Consider the following 20,296-nt stretch of genomic DNA (forward strand, 5'->3'; position numbering starts at 1 on the left):
ACCAATGCTGGGGCTTAACACCTTTTTCTTCTGCTGTGGGGTTTTCTTAAAGTAAAAATGCGGCATAAAAGTATAAAATAGAAATAATTGCAAGTTGGATTTTATCGTGCCTTATGGCAGGCCTTGCCTTACTGCAATAGTGACAATTATTTTATGCCGAACAAAGTCGTTCACGGAAAAGTTTATAGGTGCTTTACAACGATGCGGCGTTGCGCAATGTAAATTATAGGCTGTAATACACTGTTTTGTGAAGGCAAATGGCTTGTTTTTGAGGAGACGTGATGCGTTTGCGCCTGATGCTTCTGGTTAGTGGGTCGCGATGGTGTTAAATAAGTTATAGTTTTAGCCAGGTGTCATGGCTTGAGAGGAGGAGGGTTGAGCGACTGGTTTATCAAAAGTAAAGTATGTTTATTTTGAGGATGATCTACAGTTTTGTGCAGACTTACAGTATAAATCCTGATTTCTCCTGCGGCTATAAATGAAAAGCGCTCTACAGGATGTGCCTGTAGAGCGCTTTAGCAGCATTAAAACAGTTTATAGCTTATAACCCAGCATAAAGTAAAGGTGCTGTGCCTTGGCTGAAACGCTGTTGATGGCGGAGGAGCTTTCATTCGCCTCATACCTCACTCCTAACACCATCGCTTTGGTTCCCAAGGGAACGTGTAGGCCAGCACCTGCAGTAAGGCCAAGGGTGCGTTTTCTGAACCCGCCTTCTCCAAATGCGGGCTGTTCGCGTACCCTGGGTTCATCCGGGTCATAATAATCGGTACGGGTAGACTGTTGTGTTACCTGTAGCGCAATGTTGTTAGCGAGGCCCGCGCTCAGGTATGGCCTTAGTTTGCCGTTAGGGTACGTGTACACGACCTGGATGGGCAGCTTGAGGTAGTCTGCATCAAACAAGACATCATACTTATACTCAAAGCCCAGGTTGTTTCTGTAGTCAAAGGAGGCTACTTGCCGGAAGGGCATGTACAACAGGTCTATTTGGATGGAAAGCTTTTCGTTCAGTCTCGGGAGCGAGACGTTTACCGCCAAACCGCCGCCCAAGCCCGCCGATTCGTCTGAATAGCTCCCGCGGGTGGTCGGGTGCTCATCGCCCTTCAGCGTATAGGTGCTTCTGGTGTAGGTGATGGAAGGGGCAAAAGTAACGACGGACTTCTTTATCTCCGCTTTTTGTATGGCTGTGCTGCCCCCTACACACGCGTTGTAATCCTCCGTTATTTCGGCCAGGGCATCTGCCGTAAACTTCATGTTCTGAAACCTGCCGGCTTTTATGGTCTCACAATCCGTGAAGGCTACGGCCATGGTATGTGCATAGGCTCTTCTCTTCGCTTTGTAGAGCTTTCCGGAGTTGGTGTCCCTGAGTAACGTCTCCTCGTAGAGGAGTTCAATGAGTGGCTGGCCGTCCTTCCTCAGAAAATAACGGTCCTTCTGGAAAGAGTCACGGTAGTGGTACACGCTGGCTTTGCCCTTCACCAGTGCGGCTAGAAAAACGCGTTGCCTTACAGTGTCCCCCGCAGGTGCTAAGGTAATCTCAAAAGCTTCAAAAAGTTTCTTGCCTTTGTCGAAGCCGTAGGCCTGGATGTCGTGGGGCGTAAGGGCCTGCTCGGCTGCGTGCTCATTTTGTTTGAATGTGGTGACCTCTGCACTGCGGACAGAGCCCCGGTAATCTACCAAGCCCCGAATCGTGTCGCCGTTCTGGACGATAAAGCCATCTTGGAAACTCTTTTGCGCAAAAGCTAGGGTGCAGGCAAAGAGTAAGGTGAAGGTTACATAAAGTTGTTTCATGGAAGTTAGGTTGATGTGGTTGACGGTGTAGCTGCAAACATTGGCAGTATACTAAAATTATTATATTTAGTTATAACCCCACAGCTAAATGTTGCCTGCAAAAAAACTCCCCTGCCGGAGTCCGGCAGGGGAGTTCTGTATAGTTTGAGTTTTAGATGCTTACTTGTTGGTGTTGCCGTCTACTTCCTCGTAGTCTACATCGGTTACACCGCCGTCGTTGGCTGCGCCCTGCGCACCACCGGCCTGGCCGTTGCCACCGCCTTCAGCGCCTGGAGCTCCTTGGCCCTGCGTAGCTGCGTACATCTCCTGAGAGGCGGCGCTCCACGCGTTGTTCAGGTTCTCGATGGCTCTGTCGATACCAGCGATATCTTTCGACTCGTGTGCCTTCTTCAGCTCGCCCAGCGCATTCTCGATGTTAGACTTATTGCCGCCGGAAAGCTTGTCGCCATACTCCTTCAGCTGCTTCTCGGTCTGGAAGATCATAGAGTCGGCTGTGTTCAGCTTCTCGATCTCCTCCTTCGCCTTCTTGTCAGCCTCGGCGTTGGCCTCTGCCTCCTTACGCATTTTCTCGATCTCCTGCTCGCTTAGGCCAGAAGAAGCCTCAATACGAATCTTCTGCTCTTTGCCTGTCGCTTTATCCTTCGCTGTTACGTGCAGGATACCGTTGGCGTCGATGTCGAAAATAACCTCGATCTGTGGCACACCACGTGGTGCTGGCGGAATATCTGATAAGTGGAAGCGACCAATCGTACGATTGTCCTTGGCCATTGGGCGCTCACCCTGCAGTACGTGGATCTCCACAGACGGCTGGTTATCGGAAGCCGTTGAGAACGTCTCAGACTTCTTCGTAGGGATCGTTGTGTTCGACTCAATCAGTTTAGTGAACACACCACCCATAGTCTCAATGCCCAGTGACAGTGGCGTTACGTCCAGCAGAAGCACGTCTTTTACCTCACCTGTCAGTACACCACCCTGGATTGCAGCACCAATGGCAACCACCTCATCCGGGTTCACGCCTTTAGAAGGCTTTTTGCCGAAGAACTTCTCTACTTCCTCCTGTACTTTCGGGATACGGGTAGAACCACCTACCAAGATCACCTCGTCGATGTCAGAGGTAGAAAGGCCCGCATCCTGAAGAGCTTTCTTGCACGGCTCCATAGAGCGGCGGATCAAGTCATCAGACAGTTGCTCGAACTTGGCGCGTGTCAGTTTACGAACCAGGTGCTTCGGCACACCGTCCACTGGCATGATATAGGGCAGGTTGATCTCTGTCTCTTGTGAAGAAGAAAGCTCGATCTTCGCCTTCTCAGCGGCTTCTTTCAAGCGCTGCAGGGCCATTGGGTCCTTGCGCAGGTCCAGGCCTTCGTCTTTTTTGAACTCCTCAGCCAACCAGTTGATGATCACCTGGTCAAAGTCGTCACCACCCAGGTGCGTGTCGCCGTTCGTAGAAAGTACCTCGAACACACCGTCACCCAGTTCCAGGATCGAGATATCGAATGTACCACCACCAAGGTCAAACACCGCAATCTTCTGGTCTACGCTCTTCTTGTCCAAGCCGTAAGCAAGCGCGGCTGCTGTTGGCTCGTTAATGATACGCTTCACTTCAAGGCCTGCAATCTGGCCGGCCTCTTTCGTAGCCTGGCGCTGCGCATCGTTGAAGTAAGCCGGTACGGTAATAACCGCCTCGGTTACAGAGGTACCCAGGTACTCTTCTGCCGTAGCCTTCATTTTCTGGAGCACCATGGCAGAGATCTCCTGCGGCGTGTACTCACGGTCGCCGATCTGTACGCGCACGGTATTGTTGCTACCCTGCTGTACTTTGTAAGAAACCTGCTTTGCCTCTTCGCTTACCTCATTGTAGCTGTGGCCCATGAAGCGCTTGATAGAAGCGATGGTGTTTTGTGGGTTTGTGATCGCCTGGCGCTTGGCAGGGTCACCTACTTTACGCTCACCGTTTCCGTTATCCAGAAATGCCACGATAGACGGTGTCGTGCGGCGTCCTTCGCTGTTAGGTATTACAACTGGCTCGTTACCCTCCATTACGGCAACGCATGAGTTGGTTGTACCTAAGTCAATACCTATTATTTTTCCCATTCTATAGTTTTATTTATAGTTGCTGATTCAATTTCTATTTTCAGTTACTTCTGTTTTAACAAGCCATGTGCCAAGGGGCGTCCAGGTCTTTTTTTATGTCATTCTGTCAGAGCATAGCTGTTGCGCCATACTTGTTGTCCGACTTGCCTGCGCATTACCACCACCACCCCGACATTATTGCTGAAGTATACCTTACTGCAGCGTAGTGCCGCAGGTTCTAGCAGATGATAAAAAGAGCACCGGCCGCTCTTGCTGGAGCGGCCGGTGCTGTGTTGCTAATGCTTTAGGGTTGTTGCAGATTCCCTAGCAGCCTTTCGATTTCCTTTCTATAAGCAGGCAGTACATCCGCCAGGCCCTGTTTGGGAGAGGCATAGGTTATCTCCACCTGCTTTTCGCCTAGCCGGTATGTTAGCAGCCCCTGCTGTTCCTCTGTCAGGTAGTACAGCTTGTTTGGCTCGGAGGCCGTGGAGACAAGGTAGGTGCGGAAGGTGAAGTTATTCTGGATGCGGTGCTGCGTGGGCGCCCGGTTTTCCAGGTAACGCTGCGTTACCACCGTGTCCAGCTGTATGCTGCTTTGTATCTGCGTGATGCCCCGGATCTCACCTTCCTCAAACCTCCAGCGGTGCAGCTGGTGCGGTCCCTGCTGTTGCTGCACATACACAGCGTTGCTCAGGTCGAGGGTAGCCACCAGCCCGAACAGCTGCAGGTCCTGGGCCACGGTCTGCACGGTAGGGCTCAGGGTGCTGTTATCGCTGATGAAGTAGCTGCCAGCCTGCTGCAGCCGGGCCAGGTCCTGCTGCAGGTTCTGCTGCAGGCGCAGTTGGCTGGAGTCTGATAGTATAAAGGAGAAGGGTAGAAGTATGGTGAAGAGTAATGCTGTCATGGGGTAGCCTGTTTGTTTATGCCTTATACTTCATCCACGCAAAACTTGTGCTAAGAATTACTTTAGCTCAAACACCACCTTCACCGCTGCCGATATAGGTATGGTCTGCGGGAACTCCAGCAGGTTTGCGGCGCCATAACCCGTTACCACCATCTCGTTGAGCATGCCTTGGCTATAGTTACGGAAGGCGGGGTCCGTGTCCTCTGTGTCAGCTACTTTCACGACGCGTTCTATACTTCTTCCGGCGGCTTTCGCCAGCACATTGGCCTTTTTCCGGGCTACCTCCACTGCCTTCTCCATAACCTGCGTCTGGTGCTTTTCCAGCTGGGTGGAGGTAAAACGGCTGTTAAAGTTCGTAAAGCCTCCCTTTATCAACCTGGCCTGCACCTCAGAAAGCTTTTCCACAGATGAGAGGGTGAAGTTTACGGTTTGCCTGCCCATAAAGTAGGGCACCGCCTGCTGCTGGTAATGGCTTTGCTGCTTGTTTAAGGAGAGCAGGGAGTAGGAGATGTCACGCGCGGGCAACTGCAGGTCCTTGAGCAGCGCCACCAGTTTCGCCTCCTGCGCCTGGTGCTTCCGGTAAACGTTCTCTATACTTGTCGAGTCCGTTGATTCCAGCGTTACCGTAAAGCGCACCTGGTCGGCAGGCACATTTATACTTGCCTCACCCAACACCACAATGCGGTTTTCAGGGGAGGTGGTTTGCGCCTGGGCTACCAGGCAGAAGAGCAGGAACAGGAGGGTGATGTTTCGCTTCATAGGGTGTTTTGGGTTTCAGGGAGGCGGTTTACAGCTTGGAGCTGTCCACCACTGTCCAGTTGATCTTGCCGTCCTTTACCTCATACTTGAGCAGCATGTAGCCGCCGTTGTGGCCGTCTTCGAAGTAGGCCAGAACATAGCGGTCGTTCAGGATGCGGGTGTCACGGATGGCCATGGTGCCGCCCAACACGCCTTCGGCAGGTATAAGCTCGCTTTGCTTGCGGCTCAGGTCGTTCATCAGGTCAGATTCCGGATTCTTCAGGCCTCTGCGCTTCAGGCGCTGGATGTCACTTTGGCTCAAGGTGCCCAGTTCATCCACAAAAGCGGCTCCGCCCGGCGGCACCAGGTTCATGGTGTCAGGCGGCAGCACCATATCCTCCAGCGAGTCCGCAGCTTCGGTTTGCTCCTCCAGCTCCTTGTCGATCTCAGCCACCTGCGTGTCGGCAATGGCCAAACGGCTCTCGGCCTCGTTCTTCTGCCAGTAAAAGTATAGCGCCAGGAAAAGGAACACTGCTGCCAGCAGCCAGGGTAGTATGTTTTTCATTGTTTCTAGATGATAATATATGTTGCAGCTAATATACGGCTTCTATACATAGGTAGGTTAAATTTAAATGCCGGTGTCGCTCATGCAGGCAGCAGCAAGTAAATCTCGGCGCCGCTTTCAATCTAGCTGTAAAGGTGGCCCCACGACCTGCATGTCATTGTCTGCAAAAATTTGCGCTATCATTTCCTTTGACGGTTCCGCCGTTAAGGCAGCCATGGTCACAAAGAAGTTCTCCAGCTTTCCTGCTGGTTGCACGGTCACCGTCATTTTACCCGTTTGGCTCACCTGTACCCAGGCATGGGGCACCTGCCGGGGCAGGAAAATGCTGTCACCGGCTTTAAGATGGTGCTTATCCTCGCCAACCTGAAAATAGTATGCTCCCTCCAGTACATAGAAAATCTCATCCTGGTTATGGTGCAGGTGTAAGGGAGTACCTCTTCCGGGAGACACGCTGGTTTGTTCGAAAATAGCCAGGTCACCATTCGTGTCTTTCCCCGACACCTTTACATCCAGAATGTTGGCATTCACGCCTTTCAGTTTAATGTGCCCATGGTACCTGCCTTCACCAGCGCTGACCTTGAATCCTTTGCCATTTCTTGGGTGGCCCCACACGGCACTAGCGAGTGCGGGAAGGGGCAAGGAAGCTAAAAGCAGGAACAAAAAATTACTCCTTTTCATAAGCGATGTACTTAGAGGTTAAGCAGCAGCTGTATACAACAGGTGTATTATTGGTTTTACGTAAGATAAGGTGCTCAGCATCACCCAAAAACAAAGCCTGCCTCCGTTAAGAGGCAGGCTTTGTACTTAGAATTTAAATCTTTCTTGCTTCCTCGAAAGGGGTTTTATAGAAGATTAGATGGTTTGGTTCACGTCGAACTGCTCCAGGTAATCCGCCACGCGGCGCACGAACATGCCGCCCAGCGAGCCGTCCACCACACGGTGGTCGTAGGAGTGCGACAGGTACATGAAGTGGCGGATACCGATCAGGTCTCCTTCCGGCGTTTCGATAACGGCCGGCTTTTTCTTGATCGCGCCCACGGCCATGATGGCCACCTGCGGCTGCATGATGATCGGTGTGCCCATCACGTTGCCGAAAGAGCCCACGTTAGACACGGTGTAGGTGCCGCCTGCCAGGTCGTCCGGCGTCAGCTTGTTCATACGGCCGCGGTTAGCCAGGTCATTCACCTTCTTGGTCAGCCCGTTCAGGTTCAGTTGGTCAGCGTTCTTGATGTTCGGCACGATCAGGTTGCCGCTTGGCAGCGCCACGGCCATACCGATGTTGATATCCTTGTGGCGGATGATCGTGCCACCGTCCACCGACACGTTAATCATCGGGAAGTCTTTGATTGCCTTGGCAATGGCATCGATAAAGATCGGCGTGAAGGTCAGGTTCTCACCCTCGCGCTTCTTATACTCATTTTTCCACTTGTTTCTCCAGTTCACGATGTTGGTCACGTCAGCCTCCACGAACGAGGTAACGTGCGGCGAGATGCGCTTGCTGTCCACCATGCGGTCGGCGATCATCTTGCGCATACGGTCCATCTCGATGAGCTCCACGTTGCCGCCGTACGAAGCGGCCGGCTTCACCTGAGCAGGGGCGGCCTGTGGCTGCGCGGCAGGGGCAGGAGCAGCTGCTGGAGCCTGTGCCTGCGGCTGTTGCGCCTGAGCTTGCGGGGCGGCAGCCTGCTGCGGGGCAGCGCCACGGTTGGCCAGGTAGTTCATGATGTCTTTCTTGGATACGCGGCCTTCGCTGCCGGTGCCTGGCACATACTCCAGCTCCTCCATAGAAATACCCTCCTCGCGGGCGATGTTGAGCACCAGCGGCGAGTAAAAGCGGCCTGTAGCCGGCTTGTCGAGTTTGGCGGTAGAAGTGGCAGTGGCGGCCTGAGGGGCAGCTGTTTCCTGCGGCGCGGCGGCCTGAGGTGCAGCAGGAGCCTCGGTAGCGGCAGGGGCTCCGGTATCCTCGCCGTTGGTGGCGATGATGGCGATCGTGGCGCCCACGGCCACCACGTCACCTTCCTGTACCAGGATCTCCTTCAGCACCCCGCCTTGCAGGGCAGGTACCTCGGTGTCCACTTTATCTGTAGCAACTTCCAGCACCGATTCGTCCTGCTCAATGGTGTCACCCACGCTTTTAAGCCATTTCAGAACGGTACCTTCCATGATACTTTCGCCCATCTTGGGCATAACCATTTCTACAAGTGCCATATGTGTCGTTATTCGTTTTTCGTTGATCGTTTTTAGATTCCAGGAATTATTCGAGGGACTATAAAAAGGGAAGTGAGTACTGACCTTCTTGCGGCCAACTGACTCAAAGCCCAGACAAAGTTAATTATTTTGGGCTATTCCTCAACCGTTGGCTCCAAACTTTGGCGCAGCAGGTTCAGCACAGCCATGGCCGTGTACTCGATATTGAGCAGCCTGTTCTTGTTGAAGTTGAGGAGCTTTGCCTCGGTCTTGTACTTATCGGCATAGGCGATCCAGATCGTGCCCACTGGCTTGTCAGGCGTGCCGCCTTCAGGACCGGCGATGCCGCTGGTGGCCAGACCAATGTCCGTGTCAAACTTCAGGCGCACGCTCTCGGCCATGGCGCGCACAGTAGCCTCGCTTACGGCGCCATGCTGCTGCAGGGTTTCAGGCTTTACCTCGAGCTCCTGCATTTTTACCTCGTTATGGTAGGCGATCACCCCGCCGATAAAGTAGGCAGAGCTGCCGGCAATACTGGTAAGCTTATGCGCCAAAAAGCCGCCGGTACAGCTTTCTGCCGTGGCCACGGTAAGCCCCCGCTCTTTTAGCAACTGCCCGATGGCCTCCTCCAGCGGCACTTCGCCGTAGGCAAAAATATACTTGCCGATAAGGGGCGGCAGCTTGGCTACCTCCTGCTGCAGCTCCTGCTCCAGTTGCGCTTCATCTGCGCTTTGGCCCGTCAGGCGCAGACGCACCCCGCCCAGGTGGGGCAGGTAGGCCAGTTTCAGGTGCTCCGGCAGGCTGGTTTCCCAGCCCTCCAGGCGCTCGGCAAGTATAGACTCGGGCAGGCCCACCGTCTGGATAACCTTGTGGATGATGTGCGGTGTCTGGAAGTATGCCTTGAGCTGCGGCAGCACAATGTCGGTCATCATGCGCTTCATCTCAAAGGGCACCCCCGGCATCGACACAAACACCTTCCCGTCCCGCTCAAACCACATGCCCGGCGCCGTGCCCAGCACGTTGCGCACCGGGGTGCAGCTCTCCGGCAGGAACGCCTGCTGGCGGTTCAGCTCCGTCAGCTCGATGCCCCGCACCTTAAAAAGGGCGGAGATGTCGGCCAGCGAGGGCTCGTGCAGCTGCAGCGACGTATGGAAGTAGTCGGCCAGCACATGTTTCGTCAAATCGTCTTTGGTGGGGCCTAGGCCGCCGGTGATCAAAATGATGTCGGCACGGGTTCTGGCATCATCCAAGGCCTTTACAATGTGCTCGGCATTGTCGGATATGGAGGTGATTTGCTTTACCTTTACGCCAATTTTGGTGAGCTCGGTGCCCATCCAGGCCGAGTTGGTGTCCACGATTTGGCCATACAGGATCTCGTCGCCGATAGTAATAATCTCAGCAGTAACTGCTTTCATCTATATTTGTGGTCTGATTTATGTTCAGGCTTTTAAACCTGATAAAGGTAAAGATGTTGCGGCACATTGCATAAATAGGCGCGGCTATACTTTACAGGCCCAGGTGCTAAGCCAAACAGATAGAACGGAATTAACTTAAACAAATATGAAGAAACTGATTTATACCGCTTCGGTAGCCGTGTTGCTGGGCACCTCTGCCTGCACCGTTACCGACCTGCAGCGCACCATGGACGGCGTATTGGCCGGCACTGCCAACGCCCCGCTTACCCAAACCGAGGTGGCGGCCGGCCTGAAGCAGGCACTGGAGGTAGGTATCACGAACGGCGCAAACCGGGCGTCCCAGACGGACGGCTATTTCGGCAACTCGCTTATCCGCATCCCTTTCCCGCAGGATGTGCAGCGCGTGGAAAACACGTTGCGCCAGGTGGGGCTGGGCAACGAGGTGGATAAGTTTATCCTTACCCTGAACCGTGGGGCCGAAGACGCCGCCAAAAGCGCCGTGCCGATCTTCGTGAGCGCCATCAAGCAGATGACCATACAGGATGCCTGGGGGATATTGCGCGGCGACAAGGACGCGGCCACCAATTACCTGAAGCGCACCACCTCGCAGCAGCTGTACAATGCCTTTAACCCGATCATGGTAAAATCGCTGGAGAAGACGAACGCCACCCGCTACTACGCCGACCTGGTAAACCAGTACAATAAAATTCCGCTGGTGCAGAAAGTAAACCCAGACCTGGACGACTATGCGACCCAGAAAGCCATTGACGGCCTCTTTACGCTGGTGGCGCAGGAAGAGCTGAAGATACGCGAGAACCCGCTTGCCCGCACCACTGAGCTGCTGCGCAGGGTGTTCTCCCAGCAGAACCAGTCGTAGGAAAGTACAGGGGTTTTGCCCTACGGTGCACCCGCTTTACCCGGAAGTAGAGCGGGTGTTCTATTTAATGGAACATAAACCGTTAAAGGAAAGTACAATACAGCAAAATTCGATGACGCGCTATTATACTTTACACCACGGCTATGGGACAAAAACCTTTTCACTATACAGCACTTACAAAAGAGAAAGACCTGGATGTGTTACTGCAGGAGATAGGGGATGCCCGCGTGGTGATGCTGGGGGAGGCCTCGCACGGCACCTCGGAGTACTACACCTGGCGTACCGCCATCTCCAGAAGGCTGATACAGGAAAAGGGCTTTAGCTTTATTGCCGTGGAAGGCGACTGGCCCGAGTGCTACGCCGTAAACCGCTTCGTGAAAGGCTACCCCAACGCCGGCAGCAAGATTGCGGAGCTGCTGGAAGTATACCGCCGCTGGCCGTCCTGGATGTGGGCCAACTGGGAGGTGGCGGCGCTGGTGGAGTGGCTGCGGGAGTATAATAACCTGCGCAAGCAGGGCGAGAAGGCCGGCTTTTACGGGCTGGATGTGTACAGCCTGTGGGAGAGCCTGGAGCAGATCGTGCGCTTCCTCGAGAACAACGACGGGCAGGCCGCAGAGGCCGCCAAGCAAGCCATCAATTGCTTTGAGCCCTTTAACCGCGATCCGCAGAACTACGCCCGTGCCACTGCCTTTGTGCCCACCGACTGTGAGCGGGAAGTGATCGAGATGCTGCAGAAAGTACAGCAGCAGCGCATCTTCGGCAACGACCCGGAGCAGGAGTTCAACACCAAGCAGAATGCCCTGGTGGCGGCCAACGCCGAGAAGTACTACCGCGCTATGATCAGCGGCAGCGCCAACTCCTGGAACGTGCGCGACAGCCATATGATGGAGACCCTGGACCGCCTGCTGGAGTTTCATGGGCCGGAGTCCAAAGCTATTGTGTGGGAGCACAATACCCACATCGGCGATGCGCGCTACACCGATATGGCCGACGAGGGTATGTATAACATTGGGCAGCTGGCCCGCGAGAAGTATGGGCGCGCCAACGTGAGGCTGGTGGGTTTCGGTACCTACCAGGGCACCGTAATTGCCGGCAAGGCCTGGGGAGCACCTATGCAGAAAATGGACGTGCCGCCCGCCAGAAACGGCAGTTGGGAGGAGTTCCTCCACAACGTGAGCACCGATGACAAGATCATCCTCTCCAAAGACCTGAAGCACGTGCCGGAGGTGCAGGACTACATGGGCCACCGCGCCATCGGCGTGGTGTATGACCCCAAGTATGAAATGTTCGGCAACTACGTGCCCACCGTCATACCGGAGCGCTACGATGCCTTTATCTACTTTGAGGAGACAGAGGCCGTGCACCCGCTCCGAATGAAGAACCGCGGTGCCAAGGAGCCAGACCTGTATCCCTGGAATTACTAAGGTACCCTGGAAGTGAGCTATAAAAGCAGAGAGGGGGCTACCGTGGTAGCCCCCTCTCTGCTTTATGGGGTTTCGTTTAATAGCCGGGGTTCTGCGTCAGGTTAGCCGTTCTCACGTCTGTGTCCGGTATCGGGAGCAGGTTGTGCTTGCCCTCCATATAGCCAAGCGGCCCCAGTTCCTGGGGGGCCAGGCCCCAGCGCACCAAGTCGATGTACCTGAAACCCTCAAAGGCCAGCTCCAGTTGCCGCTCCCTTACAATCGCGTTGAATAGGTCCGTGCCAGCTGCCGACACCTCATCCAGCCCGGCTCTTTCGCGCACCTTGTTGAGTTCTTCGCGTGCCCTGGCCTCATCGCCCAGGCGGTAATAGGCTTCAGCCGCCATCAGCAGCACATCCGCATAGCGAATCAAGCGCCAGTTGGTGCCATAGTTTAACTCTGCGATGGAGCCGCCTTCAGAACTGGTTTGGTTGATGTAGGAGCCATACTTGCGCTGGAAGTAACCCATGTAGTCATAGGCGTTGGGTTCGCTCCAGTTGCCGCCCATCGCCTCCAACTCCTCTTCCGACATCAAGGTGTTAATTCTTCGCTCAGTATCGCCGGCGTCGATAAAGGCCTGGTACAGCCCAGGGCGAGGCGTGTTAAAGCCCCACCCACCGATCAGCGAGTCCTGCGGCGCCTTGGTGTAGAAGTCGGCGCGGGGGCCCATCAGTTGTATGTGTATGTTGCTCTCGAGGTTGCGGCCGTTCGCCCACGGAAAGTTCCCCCAATCATAGTTGGCATCATTGGAGTAAGCTACCTCAAACAAAGACTCCGGGCCAAACTCCCCTTCCTGCGAGAACACGGTGCTGAAGTTCGGCTCCAGGCTATACTGGCCGGAGTTAATGACCTCATCAAACTGCTGGGCCGCCTGCTGCCACTCTTCCTGGTACAGGTGCGCCCGGCCGAGCAGAGCCTGCGCCGCGCCCTGGGAGAACCGGAACCTCTCTCCGGCGCCGTAGGTGCTCTTCAGGGGCAGGTCGGCAATGGCCTCGGTCAGGTCTTGTTCTATCTGCGCATACACCTCCTCCCGGCTGGCCCGCTGCTGCATGTTGTACTCACTCTGCGGAATGTCGGCCACTATGAGCGGCACACCTCCCCATAGCGTTACGAGGTCCAGGTAATAAAGCGCCCTGAGTGCCTTGGCCTCTGCTATCAGGCGCCGGCGCAGGTCTGTTTCAGGGGTCACCCGGTTGATGACCTGGTTTGCCCGGTAAATGCCGTAGTAGCTCATGCTCCAGGCACCCAGCACCGGGTCGTTCTGAGAGTCGAACGTATAGTCATCGAGGGTTTGGTAGCCAGGCTGATCCCCCGGTCCGCTGCCCCCGGCGTTGCTCTCATCCGATAGCAGGGTTTTGACCAGGTACATACTGGCCCAGCCCCAGTTGTAGTGCGCCTGCAGCATGTCGTAGGCAGCGGCAGTGGCCCGCAAGGCATCCTCATCGGTTTGATAGAATTCCTCTTGCGGCAGCCTGCCGGGTATGTCTGACTCCAGGAAATCTTCCTCGCAGCCTGTTACCACCAACAGTGTGAACAGGCTCATCATGGCTATTTTCAAAGTATATTTTTTCATGGTCGTTCTGGGTTAAGGTTAGAAGCTAAACGTTAGGCCTGCCAGTGCTTTTCTGGGAATAGGGTACACGCCTCTGTCAATGCCAAGACTGTTGACGTCGTTACTGCCTGCTTCCGGGTCAAGGCCGGGATAGTCGGTGAAGGTGAAGAAATCATCGAGCGATACATAGAACCTGGCGTTGCGTACGCTGATGCGCTCGGTGAGGGAGTTAGGCAGTGTATAGCCCAGCTGCAGCTGCCGGATGCGGGCATAGGAGCCGTCGAAGAGCATCAGGTCGCTGTTGTACACATAGGTGCTGGTGGTGTTGGGGGCGAACCAGCTGTTGGTGCTGCCCGGGCCGGTCCAGCGGTCTTCGTAGAAGAAGGCAGGCCTGTTGGCCGTTGGGCGGTCTACCCGGTTAAAGGCCAGCAGCACGTCGTTGCCGGATTGGCCCTGGATAAATGCCAGAAAGTCAAAGCCCTTGTAGCTTAGGTAGATGCGGCCACCGTACACCAGGTCTGGATGGGGGCTGCCGATAAAGGTCTGGTCATCCGGGGAGATCTGCCCGTCGCCGTTCACATCCACCACGATGGGGTCTCCTGGGGCGGGATCGTACCCAGAGATGTTGTTCTCGCTCAGGTACTGGCCTATCTCATCCTCTGTCTGGAAGATGCCCGCTGTCTTATAGCCCCGGAAGTACCAGATCGGGAACCCCTCCTCAAAGTAGGTGGCCGTCCAGCCGGTGCCCACGCCGGTGCCGGCGATACGGCTCACGTTCGGGTTAAGGAAGGTCACCTCATTGTCCAGCGTGGTCAGGTTAACAGAAAACTCATACTTAAAAGCCTTCTCGTCGTTATTGAAGCCTAATTCAAACTCCCAGCCCCTGTTCCTTACATCGCCGCCGTTCACGAAAGGCAGCACGTTACCGATAAACCTGGGGGGAGTGCCGGGGGTAATCAGGTCCTTTGTGGTTTTCACGAAATAGTCGGTGGTGAAGGTGAGTTTGTTTTGGAAGAAGCCTAGGTCAAGGCCAATGTCAAACTGCTGGCTTGTTTCCCAGGTAAGGTCCGGGTTGGCCAGCTGGGCCGGCTCCGCCACCGTGATGTAGCCACCGTTGCCATCAGGGTAGCGTATCCCCTGCGAGGTGATCACCGCCGCCCACTGGCCCAGGGTCAGGTTAGACAAGCTGCCGTTCTGGCCCCAGCTGCCGCGCAGCTTGAGGTAGTTTACCGCATCGGTGGCGGGGAAGAACTCTTCGTTGCTCAGAACCCAGCCCACGGAAACAGAAGGGAAGGTGCCCCACTCCTTACCAGGAGGCAGCAGCGAAGAGCCATCCCGGCGGACCGTCAGGTTCAGGAGGTACTTGTTCATGTAGTCGTAAGAAAGCCTTCCGTAAAAGGACTCCAGGGTATTGGAGGTCTCTGTTCCGGCGATTCTGTCATTGTCATCCGGGGTAAAATCCGGAAAGGCAAAGATATCCTCTTCCGCAAACAGGCCGGAAGAGGTGCCGTTCAGGCGGTTATACTTCCTTTCCAAGGCTGAAATACCGGCAAGCAGGGTAAAGTGGTGCGAACCAATGGTACGGTCGTAGGTGGCGTAGTTCTCCCACTGCCAGGTAAACCAGTTTTCGTTCGTATCGAAGGTGCTGGGGGCAGTGTTGAGCCTTTCGGAGGAGAACCAGAAGCTTGGGCTCCAGCCATGGTTGCGCTGGAAGGCCGCATCAATGCCGAAGCGGGTAGTGAAGGTGAAGCCTGCAAACGGTCTGATATCGGCGAATAGGTTGCCGACCACCTTGTTCTGCACCGTCTCGCCCCTGGTGATGGCAAGCTGTGCCAGTGGGTTGCCTACCTCACCCCGGATGTATTGCGAGAGGCCGTAGTAGTTGCCGTTGGCATCCCGCACTAAGGGGAAACCCGCATCTATGGCCTCCTGCACAAAGGGCGGTAGGGCACCGGAATATAGGGTGGGGGTAATGGGGTCCATCAGGATCGCATTGCTGATCACACCGCCGAACTCATCGTCTTCCTGTATGCCTGTCCGCGTGAAGTGAGAGTAAGACAGCCTGTTGCCGATGCTGAGCCATGACTTGATTTCGTGGTCGGAGTTGAGCCTGACTGTGTAGCGGTCGAAGCGGGACCGGTCGCCTCCCACAATGCCGTCCTGGCGGAACATGGTGCCGTTCACCAGGAAAGAGGATTTCTCGCCACCGCCGCTGAAGCTAAGCGAGTGCCGCTGCATGGGGGCTGTCTCAAAGAGCTCATCGAGCCAGTCTGTGCCCTGCACGCCTGCTACCTCGGCAGGGTCTGGTATCGTGCCCGCCGTGTTTGATTCGTTCAGATAGGCGGCATACTGTTGGGCGTTCATCAGGTCCATCCTGTCGCCCACTGACTGCACCCCATACTGGCCGCTGTAGGAAACGGAGGATGGGGCTCCTTTATTTCCTGTTATAGTTCTGATGATCACGACGCCATTTGCCCCCTCGGCGCCATAGATGGCGGCAGAAGCGGCGTCTTTCAGCACCTCTATGGAGGCTATCTCGCTGGGGTCCAGGTATTCGATGCCTCCTGTCCGCATGCCGTCCACAATGTAAAGGGGCTCTGCGTTACCGTTAGAGCCGGCCCCGCGCACCCTTACCCGCATGCCGCTGCCCGGGGAGCCGGAGGCAGGCAGCACCGTAACACCCGCGGTTCTTCCTTGCAAGGCCTGCTCTACCCTGGTGGATGAAACGGTGGCAATCTCCTCCTGCCGGACAGAAGATATGGCGCCGGTCACCAGGCTTTTCTGCTGCGTTCCGTAACCCACTACCACCACCTCTTCGAGGGCCTCTGCGTCTGGGGTAAGTGACACGTTTATCGAAGACCGGTTGCCTATGGGTACTTCCTGGGTACGGTAACCGATAAAGGAAAACACGAGCGTACCTTCTCCGCCTGGCACTGCTAAGCTATAGTTGCCGCTGGCATCAGAGGAGGTGCCCCGCGTGGTGCCCTGCAGCATCACCGTTACCCCAGGCAGCCCACTTCCGTTTTCGTCTGTCACCCGCCCAGTGACGGTTACATCAGCTGTTTGCTGAGTCAGTGGCTTTGGCATAGCCCAGGCCGCTGTGTAAGTTGGGGTACTTATACAGACAGCCATTGTTATGCAGCCAATCGCTGTATAGAATTTTGTCTTCATAGATGAATTATTAATAGTTATACTTAGTAAGTGGGCTCAAGCCCTCTATGCTGGGATTTATATGCGTTTCTGGTTCTCTGTTGGTATGGAAGGGTGTCTGGTACTGGCACAGAGGCAGGTTTGTTAGCAGGTTGGCCGCACCTTGGTGCAATGCCCCTGGCAGCCCGGACAGCAACAAGCCCGGGTTCTGGCGGTGCCGGCACGTTGTTTATGCTCCTGGCTTTAGTAAGAATGGGTGCTGTATGCTAGGGCTATAACCGCTCTCTATCCGATATCCGAATTCTCCTTCCTCTTTTCTTGGTTGTGTAATAGCTTTTCAGCTTATAGTTTTACGTTTTATTATTATAAATGATTAAGATATAATTGGATAAAAATAAACTTCGACCCATATATACCCAGCATGGGCGAATCGCGGAAAAGTCGAATAAAAATGCTCAAGGCCCCTGTATAGCCTGCGTCTATTTGCCCCGGCACCTGATTGCAGGTTATAATTTTTGTATTGATATGTATGAATTTATTTTTACCTTATAGGTGCGGGCAACCAGAAAGAGCCCTGCTATTAGAGGCGCATACTTTTAGAAAGGTTAACAGAGGCGGGATTAGAAATGAGAAAGTACTTTGGAGTGTTGGTGTGCATGCTGCTGGCGTGCTATACTACGCTGGCACAGGTTAAGAATGAAGGTATCCCCTACATTAGAAACTATGTGCAGAAAGAATACAACGGCTCTGCGCAGAACTGGGCCGTCGTGCAAGACCATCGGGGGGTGATGTACTTTGGCAACAACAATGGCGTGCTGGAGTATGATGGCAATAGCTGGCGGGTGATCATGCTCCCGAACCGAACCAACGCCCGGTCATTGGCTATCAGCAAAGACGGGACTATTTATGTGGGAGCCCAAAACGACTTCGGCTTCCTGCGCCCCAATGCGCAGGGGCGGATGGAGTTTGTATCGTTAAAGAGCAAGGTCCCCGCAGCCGATCAGTCCTTTGATGACGTGTGGAAGACGTACGTGACTGAGGATGGCACCGTCTACTTTTGCACTGTAAAGGCTATATACCAACTTCAGAGTGATCAGATACAGGTTCACCGCCTGTCAGGCTACCCGTGGGGCTTCCCGTTCTATGTGCGTAACACCTTGTATGTGCCGGTGCCGGAAAAAGGGCTTTATGAGTTGCACGCCGGCAAGATGGCACTGGTCCCCAACAGCGACATACTGAAGGGCCTTACCATCACCGGAATGCTGCCACACCCAGAGGCTGGTATCCTGCTCGTAAGCGAGCAAGGCAAAATGTTCGCCTACGATGGGTACAGCCATTTCAAAGTATGGCAGTTGCCGATCAGCCCTTTTCTGGAGGCATCCAGGGTAAACATGGTAATGTCGTTCTCGAGTGGCTTGGCCTTTGGCACAGCTCATAATGGGTTGCTCTTAACCGATAAAGATGGCACACCCCGGCAGCACCTGAACATAGACAAAGGCCTGCAGAACAACTCGGTCCGTAGCATTTACCAGGATGGCGCCGGCAACCTGTGGCTTGGGCTGAATAACGGCATCAGCTATGTTGAGTCTAACTCCGCTTTCACGCATTTTAATACAAACAGCGGCCTGCCCGGCACTGGTTACGCCTCTCTGCTTGATAACGATGAGCTTTACCTGGGCACCAGCGACGGGTTATACTTCAAAGCATGGTCTAACAGGCATAGCCCAATGTCCCCGACGCCATTCAAACTAGTTGAGAATGCGCAGGGGCAAGTATATAACCTTCAAAAAATCCGCGACAAGCTGTTGCTCTCGCACCACGAGGGACCTTTTGAGGTAAAGGACGGGCAGGCTACAAGGCTATCGGACCATAGGGGGGCATGGCTGTTTCTGCCACTCAAGTCGCACCCCGATTACTTGCTGTGCGGTACCTATAACGGCCTGTTGCTCTACAGGTTTAGCGGGGGAGAGTTGCAGTTCGTGCGGCCTGTGCAGGGCTTTGCGGAGTCCTCCCGAGTGATGGAAGAGGATGATGCCGGCGATATTTGGGTCGCGCACGGCTATAAGGGCATGTTCCGGATTCGGTTGTCAAAGGATCTGAGCAAGGCTGAGCAGGTGAAGTTCTATGGGCAGGAAAGCGGGTTTCCCTCGAATATATTTATTAATGTGTTCAAAATAAGCGGAGAGTTGGTGTTTACCGGAGAGCGCGGCATTTTTAAGTATAACCGGCAAACCGATGCGTTTGTGGAGCACCCGCTTTACAGCAAGTTATTTGACCCTGGCGTGCATATACGTAAGTTGGTGGAGGATGCAGACGGTAACATTTGGTTCTCGGCCGGCCAGGAGATGGGCGTGTTGAGGAAAAAGAGCAATGGCAGCTTTGAGATAGAAAAGAGCGTCTTTAACAAGCTGAATGGGAAACTTATCGGTGGGTTTGAGCACTTTGTGCACTACGATCGCGCCAACATGCTGATAGGCACTGATGAGGGCTTTGTACACTATCACCCTACTTTTCTGCAGGCCGAGAGCATGAACCACACCTTCCATACTTTGCTGCGTGAGGTAAGCGCCACAAACGGTGCCACAGACACACTCATTTCGGGGGGAGATTTTCTGCAGGAGGGGCGGCTGACCCTACAGCAGCCGCATGGGGTAAGGCCGGAGCTCCCGTTCAGCTATAACTCCGTAAAATTTACCTACAGCGGCGTTACCTACGAGGAGAATGAGCAGGTGCAGTATCAGTACCTGCTGGAAGGCTTCGACAAAAACTGGTCGGGATGGAGTACAGCGGCGCAAAAGGAATACACCAACCTGGCTGAAGGCACCTATACTTTTAAGGTGAAGGCGCGGGACGTGTATAACCACACCAGCGAGGAGGCTGCTTTTACCTTTACGGTACTGCCGCCCTGGTACAGGACTTATTGGGCTAAAGGAATTTACATACTTTTAGGGCTGCTGCTACTCTGGCTGATCAAGCGCGTGATAGACCGGCGTGTGCGCTGGCAGCAGGAGCAGCTCAGGCTGGAACAGGAGAAAGCCATCAGGTTGAAGGAGGCCGCGCACATTGAGGAGGTGCTGAAGGCGGAGAAAGAGATCATCAAGCTGAACAACGAGAAGCTGGAGGGTGAGTTGGAGCACAAAAGCAAAGAATTGGCCTCCTCAGCCATGCATGTGATGCAAAGCCTGGAGACGATCGGGAAAGTAAAAGGACAGTTAGAGACCGTCATTGAGCAGGTGGAGGACAAGAAGGCCCTGCACCAGCTGCGCAAGGTGCTCCGCTCAGTGGAGGAGGACATGAAGGTGGAGAATAACTGGGACCAGTTCGAACTGCACTTCAACCAGCTTCACCAGGATTTCCTCAAGCGCCTGCGCCACGACTTCCCGGACCTGACCCACCGCGATATTAAGCTTTGCGCTTACCTGCGCATGAACCTGACGAGTAAGGAAATTGCCTCGTTGCTGAACCTGTCGCTGCGGGGAGTGGAGACCAGTCGTTACCGCCTCCGCAAAAAGCTGAACCTGGAGCAGGAGGTAAACCTGACGGAGTTTATACTAAAATACTAAATCTGCTGCATATGGTAAAAAAGG

At 54.5% G+C, this 20,296-nt stretch carries 13 protein-coding genes; 3 read left to right on the forward strand and 10 right to left on the reverse strand.

Features of this window, described 5'->3' with window-relative positions; translation table 11 throughout:
• Positions 1 to 534: 534 nt before the first annotated feature.
• The 8 genes from PXG97_RS18415 to PXG97_RS18450 form a co-directional block, all read right to left on the reverse strand.
• Complete coding sequence (locus PXG97_RS18415; RefSeq protein WP_276499287.1) at positions 535 to 1,788, reverse strand: outer membrane beta-barrel protein; 1,254 nt, start codon at positions 1,786 to 1,788, stop codon at positions 535 to 537.
• A gap of 159 nt (positions 1,789 to 1,947) precedes the next feature.
• Positions 1,948 to 3,882, reverse strand: coding sequence for a molecular chaperone DnaK (dnaK, locus tag PXG97_RS18420; RefSeq protein ID WP_276499288.1), 1,935 nt, complete (start codon positions 3,880 to 3,882; stop codon positions 1,948 to 1,950).
• 283 nt (positions 3,883 to 4,165) lie between these two features.
• Positions 4,166 to 4,765, reverse strand: a complete 600-nt coding sequence (locus tag PXG97_RS18425) for a hypothetical protein (protein ID WP_276499289.1) — start codon at positions 4,763 to 4,765, stop codon at positions 4,166 to 4,168.
• Between the two features lie 57 nt (positions 4,766 to 4,822).
• Positions 4,823 to 5,524: an SIMPL domain-containing protein gene (locus tag PXG97_RS18430; protein WP_276499290.1), complete on the reverse strand. Its 702-nt coding sequence runs from the start codon at positions 5,522 to 5,524 to the stop codon at positions 4,823 to 4,825.
• Positions 5,525 to 5,552: 28 nt separating this feature from the next.
• Entirely contained in the window at positions 5,553 to 6,068 is a 516-nt protein-coding gene (locus PXG97_RS18435) for a hypothetical protein (protein WP_276499291.1), read from the reverse strand.
• Positions 6,069 to 6,185: 117 nt separating this feature from the next.
• Positions 6,186 to 6,746, reverse strand: a complete 561-nt coding sequence (locus PXG97_RS18440; protein WP_276499292.1) for a cupin domain-containing protein — start codon at positions 6,744 to 6,746, stop codon at positions 6,186 to 6,188.
• A gap of 174 nt (positions 6,747 to 6,920) precedes the next feature.
• A complete protein-coding gene (locus tag PXG97_RS18445; RefSeq protein WP_276499293.1) occupies positions 6,921 to 8,276 on the reverse strand; it encodes a dihydrolipoamide acetyltransferase family protein in 1,356 nt (451 codons plus the stop codon).
• A 134-nt stretch (positions 8,277 to 8,410) separates the two neighbouring features.
• The gene (locus PXG97_RS18450) at positions 8,411 to 9,670 is read right to left on the reverse strand and encodes a competence/damage-inducible protein A (RefSeq protein ID WP_276499294.1); all 1,260 of its coding nucleotides are present in this window, start codon (positions 9,668 to 9,670) and stop codon (positions 8,411 to 8,413) included.
• 145 nt (positions 9,671 to 9,815) lie between these two features.
• On the opposite strand from PXG97_RS18450, the gene PXG97_RS18455 reads away from it, so the two are divergent.
• Positions 9,816 to 10,547 (forward strand): DUF4197 domain-containing protein, encoded by a 732-nt coding sequence (locus PXG97_RS18455; RefSeq protein ID WP_276499295.1) that lies wholly within the window; start codon positions 9,816 to 9,818, stop codon positions 10,545 to 10,547.
• 143 nt (positions 10,548 to 10,690) lie between these two features.
• On the forward strand, positions 10,691 to 11,971 hold the full coding sequence (locus PXG97_RS18460; protein WP_276499296.1) for an erythromycin esterase family protein: 1,281 nt from the start codon (positions 10,691 to 10,693) through the stop codon (positions 11,969 to 11,971).
• 76 nt (positions 11,972 to 12,047) lie between these two features.
• Here PXG97_RS18460 and PXG97_RS18465 read toward each other — a convergent pair whose 3' ends face one another.
• Positions 12,048 to 13,580 carry a RagB/SusD family nutrient uptake outer membrane protein gene (locus PXG97_RS18465; RefSeq protein ID WP_276499297.1) on the reverse strand — a complete coding sequence of 511 codons (1,533 nt, stop codon included), beginning with the start codon at positions 13,578 to 13,580 and terminating at the stop codon, positions 12,048 to 12,050.
• Between the two features lie 18 nt (positions 13,581 to 13,598).
• Entirely contained in the window at positions 13,599 to 16,646 is a 3,048-nt protein-coding gene (locus tag PXG97_RS18470) for a SusC/RagA family TonB-linked outer membrane protein (protein ID WP_276499299.1), read from the reverse strand.
• A gap of 689 nt (positions 16,647 to 17,335) precedes the next feature.
• Here PXG97_RS18470 and PXG97_RS18475 point away from each other — a divergent pair.
• Positions 17,336 to 20,272 carry a ligand-binding sensor domain-containing protein gene (locus PXG97_RS18475; RefSeq protein WP_276499300.1) on the forward strand — a complete coding sequence of 979 codons (2,937 nt, stop codon included), beginning with the start codon at positions 17,336 to 17,338 and terminating at the stop codon, positions 20,270 to 20,272.
• Positions 20,273 to 20,296: the final 24 nt, after the last annotated feature.

It is taken from the genome of Pontibacter litorisediminis, assembly GCF_029360645.1.
GTDB classification, from domain to species: Bacteria; Bacteroidota; Bacteroidia; order Cytophagales; family Hymenobacteraceae; genus Pontibacter; species Pontibacter litorisediminis.

What these genes read in the sequence shown, in the direction of transcription:
- PXG97_RS18470 (WP_276499299.1), bottom strand. Translation starts at nt 16,646, where the DNA reads ATGCCAAAGCCACTGACTCAGCAAACAGCTGATGTAACCGTCACTGGG.
- PXG97_RS18435 (WP_276499291.1), bottom strand. Translation starts at nt 6,068, where the DNA reads ATGAAAAACATACTACCCTGGCTGCTGGCAGCAGTGTTCCTTTTCCTG.
- PXG97_RS18460 (WP_276499296.1), top strand. Translation starts at nt 10,691, where the DNA reads ATGGGACAAAAACCTTTTCACTATACAGCACTTACAAAAGAGAAAGAC.
- PXG97_RS18450 (WP_276499294.1), bottom strand. Translation starts at nt 9,670, where the DNA reads ATGAAAGCAGTTACTGCTGAGATTATTACTATCGGCGACGAGATCCTG.
- PXG97_RS18415 (WP_276499287.1), bottom strand. Translation starts at nt 1,788, where the DNA reads ATGAAACAACTTTATGTAACCTTCACCTTACTCTTTGCCTGCACCCTA.
- PXG97_RS18425 (WP_276499289.1), bottom strand. Translation starts at nt 4,765, where the DNA reads ATGACAGCATTACTCTTCACCATACTTCTACCCTTCTCCTTTATACTA.
- PXG97_RS18440 (WP_276499292.1), bottom strand. Translation starts at nt 6,746, where the DNA reads ATGAAAAGGAGTAATTTTTTGTTCCTGCTTTTAGCTTCCTTGCCCCTT.
- PXG97_RS18430 (WP_276499290.1), bottom strand. Translation starts at nt 5,524, where the DNA reads ATGAAGCGAAACATCACCCTCCTGTTCCTGCTCTTCTGCCTGGTAGCC.
- PXG97_RS18455 (WP_276499295.1), top strand. Translation starts at nt 9,816, where the DNA reads ATGAAGAAACTGATTTATACCGCTTCGGTAGCCGTGTTGCTGGGCACC.
- PXG97_RS18465 (WP_276499297.1), bottom strand. Translation starts at nt 13,580, where the DNA reads ATGAAAAAATATACTTTGAAAATAGCCATGATGAGCCTGTTCACACTG.
- PXG97_RS18445 (WP_276499293.1), bottom strand. Translation starts at nt 8,276, where the DNA reads ATGGCACTTGTAGAAATGGTTATGCCCAAGATGGGCGAAAGTATCATG.
- dnaK (WP_276499288.1), bottom strand. Translation starts at nt 3,882, where the DNA reads ATGGGAAAAATAATAGGTATTGACTTAGGTACAACCAACTCATGCGTT.
- PXG97_RS18475 (WP_276499300.1), top strand. Translation starts at nt 17,336, where the DNA reads ATGAGAAAGTACTTTGGAGTGTTGGTGTGCATGCTGCTGGCGTGCTAT.